At 40.3% G+C, this 17,759-nt stretch carries 15 protein-coding genes and 1 tRNA gene; 3 read left to right on the forward strand and 13 right to left on the reverse strand.

Annotated elements, in window-relative coordinates; all coding sequences use genetic code 11:
- From FRX97_RS00265 to FRX97_RS00280, 4 genes are all read right to left on the reverse strand, one after another.
- Nucleotides 1-2,496 carry an AsmA-like C-terminal region-containing protein gene (locus tag FRX97_RS00265; protein ID WP_147012187.1) on the reverse strand — a complete coding sequence of 832 codons (2,496 nt, stop codon included), beginning with the start codon at nt 2,494-2,496 and terminating at the stop codon, nt 1-3.
- Nucleotides 2,497-2,576: 80 nt separating this feature from the next.
- The gene (locus tag FRX97_RS00270; protein ID WP_147012189.1) at nt 2,577-3,470 is read right to left on the reverse strand and encodes a pseudouridine synthase; all 894 of its coding nucleotides are present in this window, start codon (nt 3,468-3,470) and stop codon (nt 2,577-2,579) included.
- 31 nt (nt 3,471-3,501) lie between these two features.
- On the reverse strand, nt 3,502-3,849 hold the full coding sequence (locus FRX97_RS00275) for a YraN family protein (RefSeq protein WP_147012191.1): 348 nt from the start codon (nt 3,847-3,849) through the stop codon (nt 3,502-3,504).
- Complete coding sequence (locus FRX97_RS00280; RefSeq protein ID WP_147012193.1) at nt 3,839-4,729, reverse strand: S66 peptidase family protein; 891 nt, start codon at nt 4,727-4,729, stop codon at nt 3,839-3,841. The genes FRX97_RS00275 and FRX97_RS00280 overlap by 11 nt, the downstream gene beginning before the upstream one ends.
- A gap of 82 nt (nt 4,730-4,811) precedes the next feature.
- Between FRX97_RS00280 and metG the strand changes: the two genes are divergently transcribed.
- Together metG and FRX97_RS00290 are read left to right on the forward strand one after the other, a co-directional pair.
- The gene (gene metG / locus FRX97_RS00285) at nt 4,812-6,875 is read left to right on the forward strand and encodes a methionine--tRNA ligase (RefSeq protein ID WP_223266529.1); all 2,064 of its coding nucleotides are present in this window, start codon (nt 4,812-4,814) and stop codon (nt 6,873-6,875) included.
- Nucleotides 6,876-6,877: 2 nt separating this feature from the next.
- On the forward strand, nt 6,878-7,258 hold the full coding sequence (locus tag FRX97_RS00290; RefSeq protein ID WP_147012196.1) for a rhodanese-like domain-containing protein: 381 nt from the start codon (nt 6,878-6,880) through the stop codon (nt 7,256-7,258).
- On the opposite strand, the gene FRX97_RS00295 is transcribed toward FRX97_RS00290, so the two are convergent.
- On the reverse strand, nt 7,248-7,859 hold the full coding sequence (locus tag FRX97_RS00295) for a polysaccharide deacetylase family protein (RefSeq protein WP_147012198.1): 612 nt from the start codon (nt 7,857-7,859) through the stop codon (nt 7,248-7,250). The genes FRX97_RS00290 and FRX97_RS00295 overlap by 11 nt on opposite strands.
- On the reverse strand, nt 7,859-11,236 hold the full coding sequence (locus FRX97_RS00300; protein WP_147012200.1) for a protein O-mannosyl-transferase family: 3,378 nt from the start codon (nt 11,234-11,236) through the stop codon (nt 7,859-7,861). Before FRX97_RS00300 ends, FRX97_RS00295 begins: the two co-directional genes overlap by 1 nt.
- A 122-nt stretch (nt 11,237-11,358) precedes the next feature.
- Here FRX97_RS00300 and FRX97_RS00305 point away from each other — a divergent pair.
- A tRNA-Gln gene (locus tag FRX97_RS00305) sits at nt 11,359-11,431 on the forward strand.
- A 163-nt stretch (nt 11,432-11,594) separates the two neighbouring features.
- Here FRX97_RS00305 and ispG read toward each other — a convergent pair.
- The 7 genes from ispG to hemW are packed head-to-tail and all read right to left on the reverse strand — an operon-like array spanning nt 11,595 to nt 17,756.
- Nucleotides 11,595-13,517: a (E)-4-hydroxy-3-methylbut-2-enyl-diphosphate synthase gene (gene ispG, locus FRX97_RS00310; RefSeq protein WP_147012202.1), complete on the reverse strand. Its 1,923-nt coding sequence runs from the start codon at nt 13,515-13,517 to the stop codon at nt 11,595-11,597.
- Between the two features lies 1 nt (nt 13,518).
- Nucleotides 13,519-14,427: a DMT family transporter gene (locus FRX97_RS00315; protein WP_147012204.1), complete on the reverse strand. Its 909-nt coding sequence runs from the start codon at nt 14,425-14,427 to the stop codon at nt 13,519-13,521.
- A complete protein-coding gene (locus FRX97_RS00320; protein WP_147012206.1) occupies nt 14,393-15,007 on the reverse strand; it encodes a DUF502 domain-containing protein in 615 nt (204 codons plus the stop codon). Before FRX97_RS00320 ends, FRX97_RS00315 begins: the two co-directional genes overlap by 35 nt.
- The gene (locus FRX97_RS00325; protein ID WP_147012208.1) at nt 15,004-15,363 is read right to left on the reverse strand and encodes an MmcQ/YjbR family DNA-binding protein; all 360 of its coding nucleotides are present in this window, start codon (nt 15,361-15,363) and stop codon (nt 15,004-15,006) included. The genes FRX97_RS00320 and FRX97_RS00325 overlap by 4 nt, the downstream gene beginning before the upstream one ends.
- Nucleotides 15,360-15,842, reverse strand: coding sequence for an Lrp/AsnC family transcriptional regulator (locus FRX97_RS00330; RefSeq protein WP_147012210.1), 483 nt, complete (start codon nt 15,840-15,842; stop codon nt 15,360-15,362). The genes FRX97_RS00325 and FRX97_RS00330 overlap by 4 nt, the downstream gene beginning before the upstream one ends.
- Before the next feature lie 2 nt (nt 15,843-15,844).
- Nucleotides 15,845-16,624: a cyclase family protein gene (locus tag FRX97_RS00335; RefSeq protein ID WP_317129528.1), complete on the reverse strand. Its 780-nt coding sequence runs from the start codon at nt 16,622-16,624 to the stop codon at nt 15,845-15,847.
- Nucleotide 16,625: 1 nt separating this feature from the next.
- Nucleotides 16,626-17,756: a radical SAM family heme chaperone HemW gene (hemW, locus tag FRX97_RS00340; RefSeq protein ID WP_147012212.1), complete on the reverse strand. Its 1,131-nt coding sequence runs from the start codon at nt 17,754-17,756 to the stop codon at nt 16,626-16,628.
- Nucleotides 17,757-17,759 lie beyond the last annotated feature (3 nt).

Consider the following 17,759-nt stretch of genomic DNA (forward strand, 5'->3'; position numbering starts at 1 on the left):
TTAAAAGTCTTCCTCCTCGAAGGAAATTTCAACTTTAGATTTTTCCTCCTTTTCAATTCGTAACCAAGACGGTTTTTTTTGCTTTTTCTTGTCTTGGGGGGATAATTTCTCAGAATTTTCCTGGGTAGTGCTGCTGTCTATTTGAATCAGAACCCGAGGCTTTTCGGGTTGGGTATTGGTTTCATTAGCAAAAATCTCCTTAAACAAGCCAACATCTTGTCCCTGCTTGTTTTTCTTATACTCTTTCGCAGCTTCCTTGTCAATTGCAAACTCTGGGTTTTCGGTTGTTCCTGTAATACGAAGAAAAATTCGTTTTCCGCTTTCCCTTTCCTCATTGGTTTTCCCGATGTTTAATGCATCTGCAAGGAGAAAATCTAGTTTATAATCTATTTGATTGGTGAGTTTATGCGATCCGGAGATATTTAGATTAAAAACATTGGAAGCTATACTCATTTTTGGAAACGTAATATTTCCATTCCTAATTGAAAACTCATTCCCCAGATTATCAAAGCGTACTGTTTTCAATGCCTGGGACATCTTTTTTACATTGATAAAGGTATTCGTAAGCAGGTTACCCTTTATAGCTGCCGCTAAATCATCAAACAATGGAAATTCAACCAATTCTCCATTGGCAATAAGTACGTTGCCCGAGGCATCAAGAGTTTGCGACTGAAGCTCCCAATTTGGAGTTAAAAAGCAAGAGAACTTAATGTTAGCATCCATATTTCCTGCTATGTATTCAGACTTCAGCGTTTGCTGACCAAAGTTCTCGAAGTCGGCAAACAACGTTTTAATATTCATTCCATCCAGCAACACATCACCCGAAAGTTTCACCGATTTGTTGGGCAAAAAGAAAAAGCTTAAATCTCCACCTAGAACTCCATCGTTCAATTGGGAGTTGAAACCCGAAAAATGCATTTCATTTTCCGACCAAACCACATGTCCAATATTTTCAGAAGACGAGATTTTTTGATAGTTAGCCTTCTTTATGTAATAATCTAGTTCCACTTCTACATTAATTGGCTCAGACTCGGCAGTTGGATCTGAGCTTTTTTGGGAAGTAAGCTGATTGAAATCGAATTCCTCGGAGGCTAGGTACCCCGTAATCTTGAGCTTTGGATTTAGTAAATCGTTACCGTAAAAAATGGTTCCAGAGTAATTCACTTCTCCGGCATCTATTTTTATGTTGCTAGATTGAACTTGGAGGTTTCCATCCGAATTTTTAACCCTAACATCTTCGATTTTCCAACCCGCTCCAGTTTGGATATTTTTTCCCGTTAATACCCCTTCTCCTGCATTAATTCGCAAACCATTACTAGAATGGGTAAGCCCAATGCTTCCTACATAACTAACTTGACCTTGAAGTTCGTCCCAAATTTGTTTCTGAGTCGTGATTTCAACCCCATCAAACCAAAGGTTAGTTCTATTTTCTACAACCCTAATTGCCCCTTTCTCGGTTTTAAAATCGAATGACTTATAGCGTCCTGCTCCTTCCTGAAATTTCACATAGACTTCTTCCGTAAGCTCAGAATAGCTAACATTTAATACTCCTTTTTTCAGGGTAAGCCAGTCATCTCCCGATTTCCAGGCACCGGACAATACATTCAAGTCTAAATCCAATTCTATGTTTTCTTTAGCTGAAATATTGGCTGAAAGCTTGAATTTAGAATCTGGTTTTACCTCTGTGGGTATGGTTTTATAAATAATGGGAAGGAAACTCAATTGATCTAACACCAAGGGATTGATGGTGATAAAGTTAGCGGACCAATTACCAGAAAAATCTGCATTTCCTAGGGTTGAAATTTCCAGTCCATTAACGGATATCCCATCGGATTTCCACTTAAGGTTATTATTCTCAATTTCTAGCCACAGCTGACCACCTACCTTAGATGGTTCCAGAAAAACCCCATTGGAATTACTGAATTTAAATTGGTCGGCATCGAGGAAAAGAACTAGCTTTTTGAATTGATTTTCACCCCTTAACTCCAAATTCTTGAATTCCGCTGTGAGAAAATCTCCATCCTTTGTTTTAAGAGAGGACTTTACATCGAAAAATTCGATCTCCCTAATATCAAATGTAACATTGCTGGAACTGGAGTTCTGAGATTTCCATACCTCTACATTCCATTTCCCATTTGATTGCTGCACAACATCGAGATTTCCATTCTGCGCACTTAATTTGCTGATGGTTATCTTTTTCTGAAGCAGATCCAAAAGGGAAAACTCGAGGTTAATTACCTCCAAATTCAAAATTTCGCTTTCTGAATCTGTAAGGCGGCAATCCTTTAGTGAAACTGCGGCGTTGGGAAATCTGCGGATAAGGTCGAGGTTGACATTTCCGACCTCAACAACAGCAGTAAGGTGTTCGTTTGCTGCTTTGGTCACCTCTTTAACCAGGTCTTGTTCGTAGTATTTAGAAAGCAACCACAAGCTGCATAATGCCGTAATACACAGCATTAGCAGCCAAAAAACAAGGTTTTTTAGTAATCGCAGCATGGAACAAATTTAAGATGGCCGTTTAAGCGATTGAGCTTAAAGGATTTAAGTTGCGAACGAAGCCTTGTTGAGATAATTGCTTATTTCATCATTTTTAGGTTTATCACCTCCTGCTCTGTAAGCTTTCTGTATTTACCTCTAGGGAGATTCTTTTTGGTAATTCCACCAAAATACACTCTATCCATGGCAACTACCTTACAACCAAAGTGTTCGAAAACCTTTCTTACCACACTGTGTCTACCCGTGGTAATTTCCAGACCAACTTGGGTTCTATCATCACCCTTACCCACAAATTCAATTGCTTCGGGTTTAAAGAAATGTCCATCAATTTCCAGACCTTCTTTAACCTCCTCAAGAGATTGCTCGGCAAACTTTCTATTTAGCGTTACGTGATAAATTCTCTTGATCCTAAATTTTGGATGTGACAGTTTGATGATAAGGTCTCCATCGTTAGAGAAAAGCAAAACTCCAGAGGTCATTTTATCTACCTTATCTACGGGGTAAATTTGCTCCTTACAAGCTCCTTTCATCAATATACTCACTGTTTTACGGCTGTATGGATCACCCATTAGCGGGTTAAAATCCTTAGGTTTATTTAGTACAAAGTATTGCTTGGTTTCCAAGCTAACTCGGTTACCATCAACCTTTACAACGTCTTTGTCAGGATTTACTTTAATCCCCAACTCCGTTACGTGAACATCATTTACTGAAACTGCTCCTGATTTGATCAGTACATCTGCCTCGCGTCTTCCACAAACTCCGGCATTAGATAAAAACTTGTTTAATCTAACTTCGGAAGAAAACTTAGGGATGTTTTCTAGTCCTTTATTGCGTCGGAACTCCTTCTTAAACCCAGGTTTAAAAGGTTTATTACCTCTGGGTTTATCGCCAGACTCCTGTCTTGAATCCTCGCGTTTAGCTTGAGCTCCTCTTCTACTTCCTTTATCTCTCCAATTACTGCGCTCTCTGCCCATTGCTTAAAAAATTTGCACAAAGATAGGTTAATTAATACGGCCTGAAAGCTTCCTTAAAATACTGTAAATCAAATTCTCCAATTCCAACAACATCAAATCGCACTTCACCATCGAATTGTGTAGAAATTACATACTCATTCGCAGCTCTAACTATTTTCTTTTGCTTAGCTCGGGTTACAAATTCATGTGGTTGACCGAAAAAATCAGAACTTCTAAATTTAACCTCGGTAAAAACCAGAAAATTTTCGTGACTTGAGATGATATCCACTTCTAATCTTCCAAATCGCCAATTGGTCTCAATTATATCATGTCCAATTTTCCTCAAATAGGCTATCGCCTTCTGCTCCGCCCAATCGCCTTTCTTTTTATTATCCGACATACTCTAATATAGCACTTTCCTTGCTAGAAACCCGAAGATTTACCTGTGCTCCATGAATAAGAGGTAAGTTATTTTCGCAGTGACCAAAGGGGAAATTAAATGCAACGGGGATCCCAAGATTTTTGGTGTAATCGAATACTATTTCATTCGCATTTTTCCCGAAAGGAACGGTGTTATCATTCATGTCGCTCAACTGGCCCACCACCAATCCTGCTATTTTATCCAAGGCCCCAGAGTGTTTCAAGTTTTGCATCATCCTATCTATGTGATACAAATACTCATCAAGATCTTCTATAAACAATATCGCGCCGTTCAGTTCGGGCATGTAAGGCGTATTTTGCATAGAATATAGCATCGAAAGGTTACCTCCAACCAAATGACCTGAAGCCACACCAGGACTGTTAAATTGATTGCGTGTTGCACTTAGACCAGGCAGTTTATTACCCTTTAAAAAATCGACAATACGCTCCAGAGATTCCGGGGTATTTGTGCCAAAATTAACTGGCATGGTACCGTGAATGGAGTAAAATCCACAACGTTGAAATAATCCATGCAGGGCAGTAACATCGCTGTATCCAATAAGCACTTTATCATTAGGCTTGTTACGAATAAGCTGCTTAATTTCTTGAGCTATTCGGATAGAGCCATAACCACCTCTAACAATCCAAATAGCATCTACATCGGTTTGATCCCAAGCCCATCTAAAATTTTTAAAACGGATTTCATCCGAACCGCCAAACTGATTATCAGATGCATAAAAGTTTGGAGGCAAAACCACGTTACACCCCATTTCATTGAGTCTTTGAATGGCTGGTATACAAAAAGATTCCTCCGCAAAACGTGCAGTAGCAACTAAAGCGATGGTGGGGGTATGGCTCATAATTATTTCCTATTTTATCTACGTTAATCTCAATTTTTTGGCGCGATGCAAATGGCTACCTTTGCCCAAATTTTTTCACACGTTGAGCAAAGCTAAAAGATACCTTGTAACCGCAGCCCTTCCATATGCAAACGGGCCTTTACATATTGGACATATAGCAGGAGCCTATTTACCTGCAGATATTTACGTGCGCTTTTTAAAAGCACAGGGCAAAGATGTTGCCTTTATATGCGGAAGTGATGAAAACGGTGCAGCAATTACTTTACGCGCCAAAAAAGAAAAAACTACACCAAAAGAAATAGTAGACCGATACCACGGAATCATTCAAAAAGCTTTTGAAGATTTCGGTATGTCTTTCGATATCTACCACCGCACCTCAGGTGATGACCACAAAGAAATGGCTCAGGAATTTTTTCTTGAGCTACATAAAAACCAAGCCTTTGAAGAAAAAAAGTCGGAGCAATATTTCGATGAAAAGGAAGGCATGTTTTTAGCGGACAGGTACATTACTGGAACCTGCCCGAAATGCTCAAATGAAGGAGCTTATGGAGATCAATGTGAAAAATGTGGATCGGCATTAAGTCCGGACGACTTGATAAACCCAAAATCTACAATTAGTGGAGCTACTCCAGTAAAGAAGGAAACTAGCCATTGGTACCTGCCTATGCAGCAGCATGAGGACTGGCTAAGAGATTGGTTGGTAGAAGGAAAGCTAGAGGGAAAGGAAACGCATAATCCTTCGGACTGGAAGAACAACGTACTTGGACAATGTAAATCGTGGATAGACGGTGGCTTGCAAAGTAGAGCCATGACACGTGATTTGGACTGGGGAGTACCGGTGCCTCTGGAGAACTCTGAAGGAAAAGTTCTTTACGTATGGTTAGACGCCCCAATTGGATACGTAACTGCAACTAAAAAATGGGCAGACCAACAAAAAAAAGATTGGAAGGAATACTGGAAAAGTGAGGATAGCGAATTAATCCACTTTATTGGAAAAGACAATATCGTTTTCCACTGTATTATTTTCCCCATCCTTCTGAAACTAAACAAGGGTTTCAACCTTCCGGCAAACGTACCCGCAAACGAGTTCTTGAATCTTGAGGGGCAGAAAATTTCAACCTCTAGAAATTGGGCGGTATGGCTCCACGAATACCTTGAAGATTTCCCTGGAAAACAAGATGAATTGCGTTACGTATTGTGTTCAATTGCCCCAGAAACAAAGGATAGTGAATTTACCTGGAAAGATTTTCAAGCTAGAGTTAACAATGAACTCGTTGCTGTGCTTGGAAATTTTGTAAACCGCGCTCTTGTGCTAACCCATAAGTATTACGAAGGTGAAGTTCCGGCGCCAAACACCTTAAATGAAACCGATAAAGAAGTACTAGCGGAAGCTAAAGCAATCCCTGCACGAGTAGAAAAGGCATTAAGCGAATACAAATTCAGAGAAGCGCTTCAGCATGCAATGAGCCTAGCCAGACTGGGAAATAAATATCTTGCTGATGAGGAGCCATGGAAGCAGATAAAAACGGATCAAGAACGCGTAAAAACGATAATGTCTATAGCATTAGAAATTACTGCAGGATTGCGCGGAGTATTACTTCCGTTTTTACCAAACACTGTTGCGAAATTAGACGCGATGCTAAATCTGGAACCAGCTACTTGGAGAACTTTACAAAGCGATATTTGGATAGAAGCTGGACATAAAATTAACAAAGCACAACTTCTATTCTCCAAAGTGGAGGATGCTGATATTGATAAACAAATAGAAAAATTAGCGCAAAACAACAAAGCCAATAATCAGAAAGTAAAACCCATGAAAGAACTTACCGACTTCGATACCTTCCAGAAAATGGATTTGAGAATGGCAGAAATAAAAGAAGCTGTAAAGGTGCCCAAGTCTTCGAAGCTGTTCCAATTGAAGGTAGACATTGGTTCGGAGGAAAGAACAGTGGTTTCGGGAATCGCGAAACACTTCTCCCCAGAAGATTTAGTTGGGAAAAAGGTATTGATGCTGGCCAACTTGGCACCAAGAAAAATAATGGGTATAGAAAGCCAAGGTATGTTATTGTTTGCCGAAGATGACCAAGAAAAACTGTATACTGTGGAAGGTAATTCCGACGTTATGAACGGAGCAACAGTAAGTTAACTATGAAAAAGTATTTATTCTTTATATTGATTCTAGGTTTAAATCTTAGCGCTTGCGCTCAAAATGAGGTACTGGAGCCAAAGGTTTTTATTGAAAACTTTAAAACCCATGAAAATGCGGTTTTATTGGACGTTAGAACTCCAGAAGAGTGGAATCAAGGGATTATTGAAGGAGCTAAAATGATCAACTTCTTTTCTCCTGCATTTGAGGCAGAACTCAAAAAGTTAAATAAGGAGCAAGCGGTTTATGTATACTGTAAATCGGGAGGGAGATCTGGTAAAACAGCTGCAAAACTTAAAACATTGGGTTTTACCGAGGTATATGATTTATCTGGTGGGATTACCGCTTGGAGAGATCAGGACTTACCGACGGTTAAACCTTAATCGACTTAAACGTGTACCCCAGATTTTGATAGTGTTCCAGAAATCTGGGGAGCACATACTCTAAATTCTTTCGGGCCTTTAAACTATCGTGAAATACGATAATATCTCCCTCCTTGCATTTCAAGGCATTATCTAAAACCTGTTGAGGAGATAAATTTTTACTGTAATCCTTGCTTAAAACCGACCATAAAATGGTTGTGTAACGTCTTTTAAGCCATTCTAACTGCCCCTTGGTAAATTTGCCATAAGGAGGTCTAAAAAGCTTACTATCTACCCATTTTGAACAGGCCTCTACGTTGCTTACGTAGTTACTCTTAGAACTTTTCCAGCCATTTAAATGGTTTTGTGTGTGGTTTGCTACCCCATGTCCTTCTTCTATTATCCTTTGGTAAATAGCTGGATGTTTTTGCACATTATCCCCAATACAAAAGAAGGTAGCTTGGGCATTGTACGAAAGAAGAAGGTCCAACACCCAGGGTGTAACCTCGGGAATTGGACCATCATCAAAAGTTAAATAAAGTTCTTTTTCTGCGGTTTCTACACGCCATAGCACCCCAGGGATTGCTTTTTGAATCCACTGAGGTGTATTAGCTGGTATCATTAGAAACTTATTCTTTGATTTCTTGATTGAAGCTTCTCGTTCGCCTCGGTTACCTTTTGGTTTAACACCTGTAACCTCGCTCTTAAATCTTCAGTTAGCGCAGTATCGTTTCCAAAACGACCCGACATTTGAACGATTCGATTGGCTACCATTTGGGCAATTTCCATTTCCCTTCTATCCTGAACCAAAAACTCCGGTTCTAAGCTGGTATAGTAATCGATGTCATCCTCGAAAATTTCAAATAAACGAACACTTAATCTATTTGCAGCAGCAGTATCTCCAATTTGGTAATACCCTTCAACCAGCGGCTGAACAATTCGGTTATATGGTACATTTTTCTCCGGCATAACCTCAAAGGCCTTATCCAGAACTTCCTTTGCTTTTTCGTTATCACCAGCAGCAATAAATTCATCGGCAAGGTTTGAGAATTGTAGTCTAAGGTTAGTTGTCATCCTTAAATTATTCTCATCCATGTAGATTTCCTCGGTATCCATGTTACCCCAAGTGAATTTCTGCATCAGATTTTCGTACATGATATCCGCTGCAATTCTTCCACTCACATTAGGATTAGAGTTATTGCTCTTAATTGGAACTAAACGATACGTTAAGCCCTCTAATTGGAAGTAATCTTGAAGTCCAAGGTATGCATCGGCCCCAGTAGTTACTGCAAAATAAATTGGACGTTCCCAATCGTTAGTAGCCAGTAGATCTAGCACCATTAATTGTGCTTTTAATAAGTAGCGCTTATTAATTTGCCATTTTATTTCATCAACAACTAGACTGGAATCCTTAACCGCAACTGTACCGTTAGACAATATCTTGTCTTTGTCTACACTTACGCTAAAGCGTTTGGTTGGAATATAGAAAACCGATTCTCCGCCTTGCGTTTGAACTTTGTTTCCATCGTCTTTAACAAAGTCCATAATTCGATCAACATCTACGTACAGTCCCGCTTTGTTTTTAGAATTATCCAGGAAAACAATATCGCGAGTTCCTTGGCGATATTGGTATTCGCTTAAGCTAAATGGAACAGGATCTGAATCGTATGCCTTTCTCTTCATCTGATCAACATACCAGTCGGTATTCAATAATGAAAGGTTAACAATTCTCACATCAGTTCTATACCCCTCTACTTCCTGCGCATACCAAAGTGGGAAGGTATCGTTATCACCATTGGTAAATAAGATGGCATTTGGAGCACAACTATCTAGGTAATTTTTTGCGAATGCAACTGCAGTTTCACGCTTCGCTCTACTGTGGTCGTCCCACCCTTCTGCCGCCATAATTAATGGCACAGGAATGGTAACCAATAGGGCCAAAGCTGCCTGAGTAAGCGGCTTCTTAACCTTGGTTCCAATAAAGCTGAACAAGGCTAAGGCGATAAGTGCTACAACAGAAATGTATAAAATAGAGTATGAAAGTCCATGATCTGATCCCGAAGCGGCCTCTACTAAGAATAAGAAGGCACCTGCTCCCAATGAAGGAATAGCAATTTTCTTAAGTACCGCTAAGTTAGCTTCTCTTGCCATTTGGTATAGGGCATAGGCTCCAAATCCTATCCAAATTGCAAAGGCGTAGAAAGATCCTACATAGGCATAATCACGCTCCCTTGGTTGAAGAGGATATTGATTTAAGTAGACCACAATAGCCAATCCTGTAGTAAGGAATAATAGCATCACCACAGACCATCCCTTAATGTCTCTAAATAGATGGAATACCAATCCAATCATCCCTAGGATAAATGGAAGTAGATAGAATTTATTATACGCTTTGTTATTCTTCTGGGTCTCGGTAATTTTTTCCTGATTACCTAGGCGTTGCTCGTCTATAAAATCGACTCCAGAAAGCCAGTTTCCATCGGTGTGATTTCCATGACCTTGAATATCATTTTGACGACCCGCGAAATTCCACATAAAGTAGCGCCAATACATCCAATCTATCTGATAGGCGAAGAAAAACCTAAGGTTTTCTCCAACTGTTGGCTTTCTTAGAATGGTTTGCTGCCCAGTTTGTGGGTCTCTTGTTCTTATGGGTTTCCCCTCGAAGTTACTCCACTTCTTATATTGTGAAATATGATTGTCTTGCGGAGAATACATCCTTGGGAAAATACTGCAAAACTCAGGATCGTAGTTGTACTTGGCTCCCTTTTGGTCATCGGAAACAATGTATTCCGTTTCTATGCTTAGGTTAGGAAGCTTTGAGGACTCGATGAATTGACTTGCCTCAAAATTGGCAGCATAAGTTCTTATGGTACGCTCTCCAGATTTAACTGTATATCCTTTCGTGTAAACCGGATTTCCATCTCTTCTGGGGTTCGCTGGGTCTAGCGGAGCCATCCAATATTGTCCGTATAAAAGAGGGCGGTCTCCGTATTGCTCACGATTTAAGTATGAAAGTAATGAGAAAACCGATTCTGGGTTGTTTTCATCCATGGGTGGATTCGCAGCAGAACGAATCATGATGGTAGTATAGGTACTGTACCCTAGAAGGACTACTCCAAGACAGATTAGGACCGTATTCCAAAGTGGTTTTTCCTTTTTCTTGGTGTAATTCAATCCAAAAACAATTCCCGCTGCTATTAAAATCAAGAAGAAAATTAATCCAGAATGAAATGGAAGGCCTAGTGAGTTAACAAATAGCAACTCAAATTTACTAGCCAGTTTCACTGAGCCAGGAATGATGATCGATTGGAATACCCCTAAAATAACCATGGAAATCAGGAAGGTATAGATTACCCCTTTTCTGGTCACTTTAAAGTTTCTGAAATAGTAAACAAATGCAATAGAAGGAATTACAAGAAGGTTAAGAAGGTGAACCCCGATGGATAATCCCATGAAATAAGCAATAAGAACTAACCAGCGAGTGGCATGTGGCTTATCGGCTACCTCGTCGTATTTCAGGATGGACCAGAATACCACGGCCGTGAAAAGCGAAGACATTGCATATACCTCTCCCTCTTCTGCAGAGAACCAGAAAGAATCTGAAAAGGTATAAGCAAGTGCACCAATAACACCGCCTATCATTATTGCCCAGATATTCCCTTGGTCCAATACTTTTTCTCTACGTAGTTGTAACTTTTTTAACAGTGCTGTTATCGACCAGAACAAGAACAGGATGGTGAATGAGCTACATAATGCCGACATAATATTAACGGCGTATGCAACAAGATCTTGAGGAACAAAAATGGTAAAGAAGCGGGCGATAAGCATAAACAGGGGAGCTCCGGGTGGGTGCCCAACTTGCAGCTTATATGCCGAGGTAATAAATTCCCCACAATCCCAAAAACTTGAGGTTGGTTCAACTCCTAATACGTAAGTGGCGGTGGCGATAATAAATACAAACCATCCGACTAGGTTATTCAACTTTTTATATTCCATCGAAAACAGTTAACGCTGCGAATTTAAAAATATTAGCAGGCGGAAAAATTTAATCAATGCATCATTCTTGTTGTGGGATTAAAAAGAAAGTATTTATATTTGCACCCGCATTCGCGAAACAATGCCCGATGGTGTAACTGGCAACACGTCTGATTTTGGTTCAGAAGAGTCTAGGTTCGAGCCCTAGTCGGGCAACTAAGAAAAAACCGACATCCAAAAGATGTCGGTTTTTTTATGTCCTATTTTTTTGGAAATAATTGGAGCTGGGGATTTTTATTTGCTTTTTTTAAGCAGTAGCCTTTCTAATTAGAATAAAGATGTGATTTGATTATTCCCGTACGGAAATCCTAACCCTCTATCATACTGCTTCCGGCTCTTTCCAATCGCCGTGTGTTTTAATAAGATCAATAAGCGCATCTACGGCCTCTTCTTCTGGCACGTTTCGTGTTACCACCTCTTTTTCTTTATAAAGCGTAATTTTTCCTGGCCCCGTGCCTACGTAGCCATAATCTGCATCGGCCATTTCTCCTGGACCGTTTACAATACAGCCCATAATACCAATTTTCACCCCCTTTAAGTGGTTGGTTACCTTTCTGATTTTAGCCGTAGTTTCCTGAAGATCGAAAAGGGTTCTACCGCAACTTGGACAAGAAATATATTCCGTTTTAGAAATCCTCGTTCGCGTAGCCTGAAGTATCCCAAAACATGTTTCCATCTTGTCTTTTAATGGAATTTTGGGCGCATCTAAGAATAATCCATCTCCTAACCCGTCGATTAATAGTAGTCCGGCCCTTGCAGACGCGTACAACTGTACATCTTCCTTTTCCGCTCGCTTATCGCCAACTTGAATGATAATGGGTGCCTTAGAATTGGATCTCAATTTTAAAAATGCGGCACGTAAAGATTGACCTTCTTCTACAGCAGAGCTTAAAACTATTACCGCCCTGTCTGGTAAAACAGAATAATCATCATTTTCAAAAACCTGGGTATCCGAAATTTTCACAAATACCTCAGTAGAAGGAAGCGACCTTTCGGTTAGTTGATTAAAATCTATAACGGGATGTACCCTTTCCTTTTGCTCCCATACCTCAACATCCTGCAAGACGTGTAAAGTTCCGGGAATTTCAAAATCGAGGTTATTTTTACCTATGTACACGGCATCTACAGCCATGGACATGATATTCCATTTATCTAGTGGCACGGAATAATTATATCCAACTGGGAAAAGACTTGCTGGTTTAATCTGGTCGCGATCCGATAAATCTGAAAGCACAACAGGATGATTTCCACCACCAATCCAACCTAAATCCTTCGATTCACTTTTTTGATATGCGTAGGGATTAATATTGTACCAATCCGAGATATCCGGTAGACTTCTATCTATTCTATTTTTGTATGATGCAGCTAATTTTGCCGCAACTGGAATTTCTGCTTCCGGTTCTTCGGTTAACGAAACCCTAATGGTATCGCCAAGCCCATCCTCTAGCAAAGCACCAATACCCACAGCAGACTTTATTCTTCCATCTTCTCCATCTCCAGCTTCAGTAACGCCCAAATGCAATGGATAATTCATTCCTTCGGCATGCATCTTATTCACCAACAAGCGATATGCCTGTACCATAACAAGAGTATTACTGGCCTTCATGCTCAGTACTATGTTGTGGTAATCCATCCTTTTTGCAATGCGCAAAAATTCGAGTGCAGACTCCACCATCCCCTCTGGAGTATCGCCAAAGCGACTTAAAATTCGATCGCTTAAAGAACCGTGGTTAGTTCCAATACGCATTGCAGTGTTATGCTTTTTACACAACTCAACAAGGGGTACAAATTTCTTCTCTATTCGGTTTAGCTCTTCCTGATAACTATCGTCGGTATACTCTATGAACTCGAATTTTTTCTTATCCACAAAGTTCCCCGGGTTTATTCTTACCTTCTCCACAATTTGCGCCGCAACCTCAGCTGCGTTGGGTGTGAAATGGATATCCGCTACTAGAGGAGTATCATGCCCCATAGCCCTTAGAGCATTTTTAATTTCTAGCAGATTTTGAGCCTCCTTTTTACTAGGGGCAGTTATACGCACCAACTCACAGCCCGCTTCAATCATCCTTACAGATTGCTCCACGGTTTCCTTGGTATTCATGGTGTCGGTGGTAGTCATACTTTGCAGTCGGATGGGATTATTACCGCCAATTTTTACCGATCCTACCGTTACCTCAAGTGTCGATAATCTTTTATATGTAGTTAGGGATTCGCAGTATGTATGTGGCGTAAAGTCTTTCATGCTAAGTATTAAGCTTTGCTTTTTGCTTAAGGCGCTTTTTAATAATGGAGTTCAAAAGTATGGAGGCTATTATAATTGTTGCCCCAATTACAAAAGAAAAATTCCAGAGTTCGTATTCTTCAAAAATTACAAATGCCAGTAAAATGGCATAAATAGGTTCGAGATTTATGCTTATGGATACCGTAAAAGCTGGCAAATGTTCCATCACGCGAATGGATGCCACAAAAGCGAAGGCGGTACAAGCGACTCCAAGAACTAAGAGCCACAATAAATCTTCGGTAGAAATTGAAAAAAATTGGGCGTCGAATTTTCCAGAGAAAATAAAATAAAGGGTAACGGCTGCCCATCCTGCCGCCATTTCCCAGAAGGAAACTCTTGATGGAGCTAGAGATCGAATAAACTGCTCGTTTATCAATGTAAATACCGAAGCTAGAGCTGCAGCAATAACACTTAAAATTATTCCCACCCTAAAACTGGTGGATATTTGAAATATCACTCCAATTCCAACCAATACCATAATACCCAGAAGAACTTCGTATGCTAGTATTTTTCTTTTGGTAAACAGGGGTGATAATAATGCGGTAAACAACGTACTGCTGGTAACCCCTACTAACGCTACCGAAACAGAGGATTGTTTAACCGCCTCGAAGAAAAATATCCAATGTATAGCGATAACCGCTCCTGTTGCTAATACCTTGGGAAAAGATTCGCTAGGAATTTTGGGTTTTGGGAAGGAAACCAAATACAATCCCAAAGCTATTGCAGCTATCCCCATTCTGTACCAAACGATGTCAGAAGATCCAACAGAAATCAATTTGCCCAATACCCCAGTAAATCCGAAAAGAAAAACCGTTAGGTGCAGCAATAAATAGGCATTAGTTTTTTTCGGCATCGCTCTGCTGTTCGTCATTTTCTAGGGTATCGAAACTGGAAATTCCCCCAGAGACAATATACTTCATCACATCCGCAGATTTTGCTTGGATTGGAGTAACATTTTTCTTGGGAACAATGAAAATATTGCCCGAGAATGCATAAGAATGGGGTAGATAAACGGCAATTTTACCTTCACCGGCATCCAAGCTCTCAAGTGTTTCATCGGTAACAAACCCAATCCGCTCTACTTCATAGGCCTCGGTAACTCTTACCAAAACAGGCTTGTTAAAGCCCTTTTTTTGCCCAACGAAAGCCGATAAAAGATCCTTAATAGAGGAATAAATGGTTTTAATAAGAGGAATGCGATCTAAAAGACTTGAGAAATACTTGGTTATGGGCTGAGCTATGAACGTAGACCCTAAAAAACCCAAAGCGGTTAAAGCCACCACAAATGTTAAAATCCCAAGGCCTTTTTCCTCGAATCCAAAGATTCCATCAATGTATTCGAAAGCAGAAACCAGGATATAAACCGTTAGGGCCAAAGGCACGGTTAGTAATATTCCCCTAAAGAAATATCCGGCAAAAAGTTCTGCAACTTCCTTAAAGTTGGGCTTCATGATTCGCTTGCTAAAATTTGGGACTGCAATTTCTTGGTTAGGGAATTAAAAACCAATTCGTAACTGTGGTCAATGAGCTCTTTTAACAATTTGGTATTGGCCAATTCTTCGGGGTAAACCGAGTTCCAATGCACCTTGCTCATATGGTAACCTGGCTTAATAGCACTATACGTTTCCCTTAATTCTACGGCACGCTCCGGATTGCACTTCAGGTTTACAAATTCATAATTCGCCATACCCGTTAATGCAAACATTTTATCGCCCACTTTAAAAACCAAAGTATCCGCATCAAACGGGGTGTGCTCCGATGTACCGAGTTTGGCTAGGCAATATTCCCTAAACTCTTCTAGGTTCATTCTGGGTAATCTAGAGGCAACAACTTAGAGTCCTTGATTTTATTAAGAACTACCATTGTTTGCATACTTCCAATTTCCTCTATTTCGGCTAGTTGTTCCCTAATTAACCTTTCAAAATCAGAGATGCTTTTTGCATGAACTGTTAACTGGTAATCGAAAGCTCCAGTAACCTGATAAATTTCAACGACCTCGGCAACCTGCTCTGCCTTAGCCAAAAATTTAGCTGCCGCATCTTGCACCTGACGAACCAAGGTAACCTGGATAAGTGCCTGAAGGTGTAATCCTAGTTCACCCTTATTCAATTTTGCATGGTAACTTTCTATAATGCCGTTTTGCTCTAATTTTTTTACCCGCTCCAAGGTTGGCGCTGGGGAAAGACCAATGGTTTTAGAAAGGTTAAGGTTGGAGATTTTTCCGTTTTCCTGTAGTACCTTCAGAATTTTGAAATCTGTACTATCTAAGTTGTGGTTTTTGTCCATTTCTATTGGATTCTTTTTAATGGGTAAATAATCGGTCTGGAGGGTACTGCGTCATTTTCGAATGCGCTCAACATTAAATTGAGCCAATACCAGCCATCTTTTGCCTCATCGGGCACAAAAATTAGTTCTGTTATGGTTCGGTAACTACCGTTTTCATTTTTTATCTGGCTCCAAAAGGCTCTGTGCGCCAACAATAAACCATTATCGTGTTCTCTATCCACGGAAGGTAAATCCACCAACAAGTGGTCCACCCCTATATCTGCAAGCCATTTCAACGCTTTGGGATCGAAGTAACACGGGTTGGTATTGGAGTAATTCAATTTTTTCTTTTCAGCCGTATTGGGAAGGGTACGCACTATCACAGCCTTTGGTTTTGCACCGCCTAAAGCCTCCTGAATTTGTCGTTCCGAAATCCATAAATCGCCCTTTTCGCTTACTTCTATTTCCCCTCCCTCTAATACCTGGGGTTTAATACTTAATACCACCGCGGTGCAGTGATAATGTTTAAGCTTATCAAGCGTCTCGTGCTGGGGGGTAATATGACCTATACATTCTGTATGCGTCCCGTGTCCATGGGGGTTAAATCCTATGTCGAAAAAGTTAACCGATCCACCTTGATCTACCGCTCCAACAAACCCATCTCCCCTTACCGGTTCAATTTTTGGTGGATCAACATACCAGGCTTTAACACCTTCCTTTTTTATAGCTATCGATAAATCAATTCCTTGATCTAAATCTACTTTGAAAGCCTCTTTATCGGTTTTTACACTTACTTCTATCACACTATCTAAATAACTTGGCTGCAATTCCGTCAGCTAAATGACGGCCTTTTTGGGTGAGAGACAGCCTATCGCGGCTCAAAGATATCATTCCTTCCCTATATAATTCGTTTATAACAGAGTTTTGCAGAATATTTTTCGGAGATTCTCCACTTTCCAACCATAGGTGAACCGAAACTCCATCCTTCCGGCGCAACCCCGTCATTATTTTTTCGTTAAACGCATCCGTTTCACTCAAAATTTCAATCTCATTTGGAAGATTTCCCTTTGAAATTTCTTTCTGATAAAGTGCATTGGAGGCAGGGTTCCACCACCTTTTTCCTTTCCGGTATGAATGTGCTGAGGGCCCAATTCCCAGATAAGGAACGCCATTCCAGTAATTACTATTGTGCTTAGATTCTTTGCCTGGCTTTCCCAGGTTAGATATTTCATAGTGATTGAAACCATTCCCCTCAAAAAAAGAGGAAAGCATATCAAACTGGGTTGTACTCACCTCATCTTCAGGCATGGTGAGCTCGCCATTTTTAACCATTTGTTCCAGTTTGGTTTTCTCTTCTACCGTAAGGCAATAGCACGAAACGTGCTGAATATTTAATTCCAACACCTTTGTTAAATTCTCTTCCCATTGGCTATGTGTTAGACCAGGAATTCCATAAATAAGGTCTACTGAAATATTATCAAACCCAACTTCCTGAGCCAAACGAACGGCTCTTAATCCTTCCTCGGCTGAGTGCGCACGGTTCATCCAAGTTAGAATTTCATCTTGGAATGCCTGAAGGCCAATACTTAAACGATTCACTCCAAGCTCCTTCCAAGAGTGCAACTTCTCTAGGGTAACATCCTCAGGATTGATTTCAAGGGTAAACTCAACTTCATCACCCCAAGAAAAATTGCTTTTAGCTCCATTTACCACCGCACTTAACTCATCGGAGTTAAGAATCGATGGAGTTCCCCCGCCAAAATAGAGGGTTTGAAAATGGTAATTGCACCAATCTTCCTTCCAAAGAACCATTTCAGAAACCAGGGCGTCGCAAATTTGAGCCCTATTCTTTTGATTCACGGTAAAATGAAAATCGCAATAAGAGCAAGCCTTCCTGCAAAAAGGAATATGTATGTATAATCCAGCCGAATCCACTTA

The sequence above is a fragment of the Luteibaculum oceani genome, assembly GCF_007995015.1.
In the GTDB taxonomy this organism is placed as follows: Bacteria; Bacteroidota; Bacteroidia; order Flavobacteriales_D; family Luteibaculaceae; genus Luteibaculum; species Luteibaculum oceani.

What these genes read in the sequence shown, in the direction of transcription:
- FRX97_RS00315 (WP_147012204.1), bottom strand. Translation starts at nt 14,427, where the DNA reads ATGACGAACAGCAGAGCGATGCCGAAAAAAACTAATGCCTATTTATTG.
- FRX97_RS00300 (WP_147012200.1), bottom strand. Translation starts at nt 11,236, where the DNA reads ATGGAATATAAAAAGTTGAATAACCTAGTCGGATGGTTTGTATTTATT.
- FRX97_RS00325 (WP_147012208.1), bottom strand. Translation starts at nt 15,363, where the DNA reads ATGAACCTAGAAGAGTTTAGGGAATATTGCCTAGCCAAACTCGGTACA.
- FRX97_RS00270 (WP_147012189.1), bottom strand. Translation starts at nt 3,470, where the DNA reads ATGGGCAGAGAGCGCAGTAATTGGAGAGATAAAGGAAGTAGAAGAGGA.
- FRX97_RS00280 (WP_147012193.1), bottom strand. Translation starts at nt 4,729, where the DNA reads ATGAGCCATACCCCCACCATCGCTTTAGTTGCTACTGCACGTTTTGCG.
- FRX97_RS00320 (WP_147012206.1), bottom strand. Translation starts at nt 15,007, where the DNA reads ATGAAGCCCAACTTTAAGGAAGTTGCAGAACTTTTTGCCGGATATTTC.
- ispG (WP_147012202.1), bottom strand. Translation starts at nt 13,517, where the DNA reads ATGAAAGACTTTACGCCACATACATACTGCGAATCCCTAACTACATAT.
- FRX97_RS00275 (WP_147012191.1), bottom strand. Translation starts at nt 3,849, where the DNA reads ATGTCGGATAATAAAAAGAAAGGCGATTGGGCGGAGCAGAAGGCGATA.
- FRX97_RS00330 (WP_147012210.1), bottom strand. Translation starts at nt 15,842, where the DNA reads ATGGACAAAAACCACAACTTAGATAGTACAGATTTCAAAATTCTGAAG.
- FRX97_RS00265 (WP_147012187.1), bottom strand. Translation starts at nt 2,496, where the DNA reads ATGCTGCGATTACTAAAAAACCTTGTTTTTTGGCTGCTAATGCTGTGT.
- FRX97_RS00295 (WP_147012198.1), bottom strand. Translation starts at nt 7,859, where the DNA reads ATGATACCAGCTAATACACCTCAGTGGATTCAAAAAGCAATCCCTGGG.
- FRX97_RS00290 (WP_147012196.1), top strand. Translation starts at nt 6,878, where the DNA reads ATGAAAAAGTATTTATTCTTTATATTGATTCTAGGTTTAAATCTTAGC.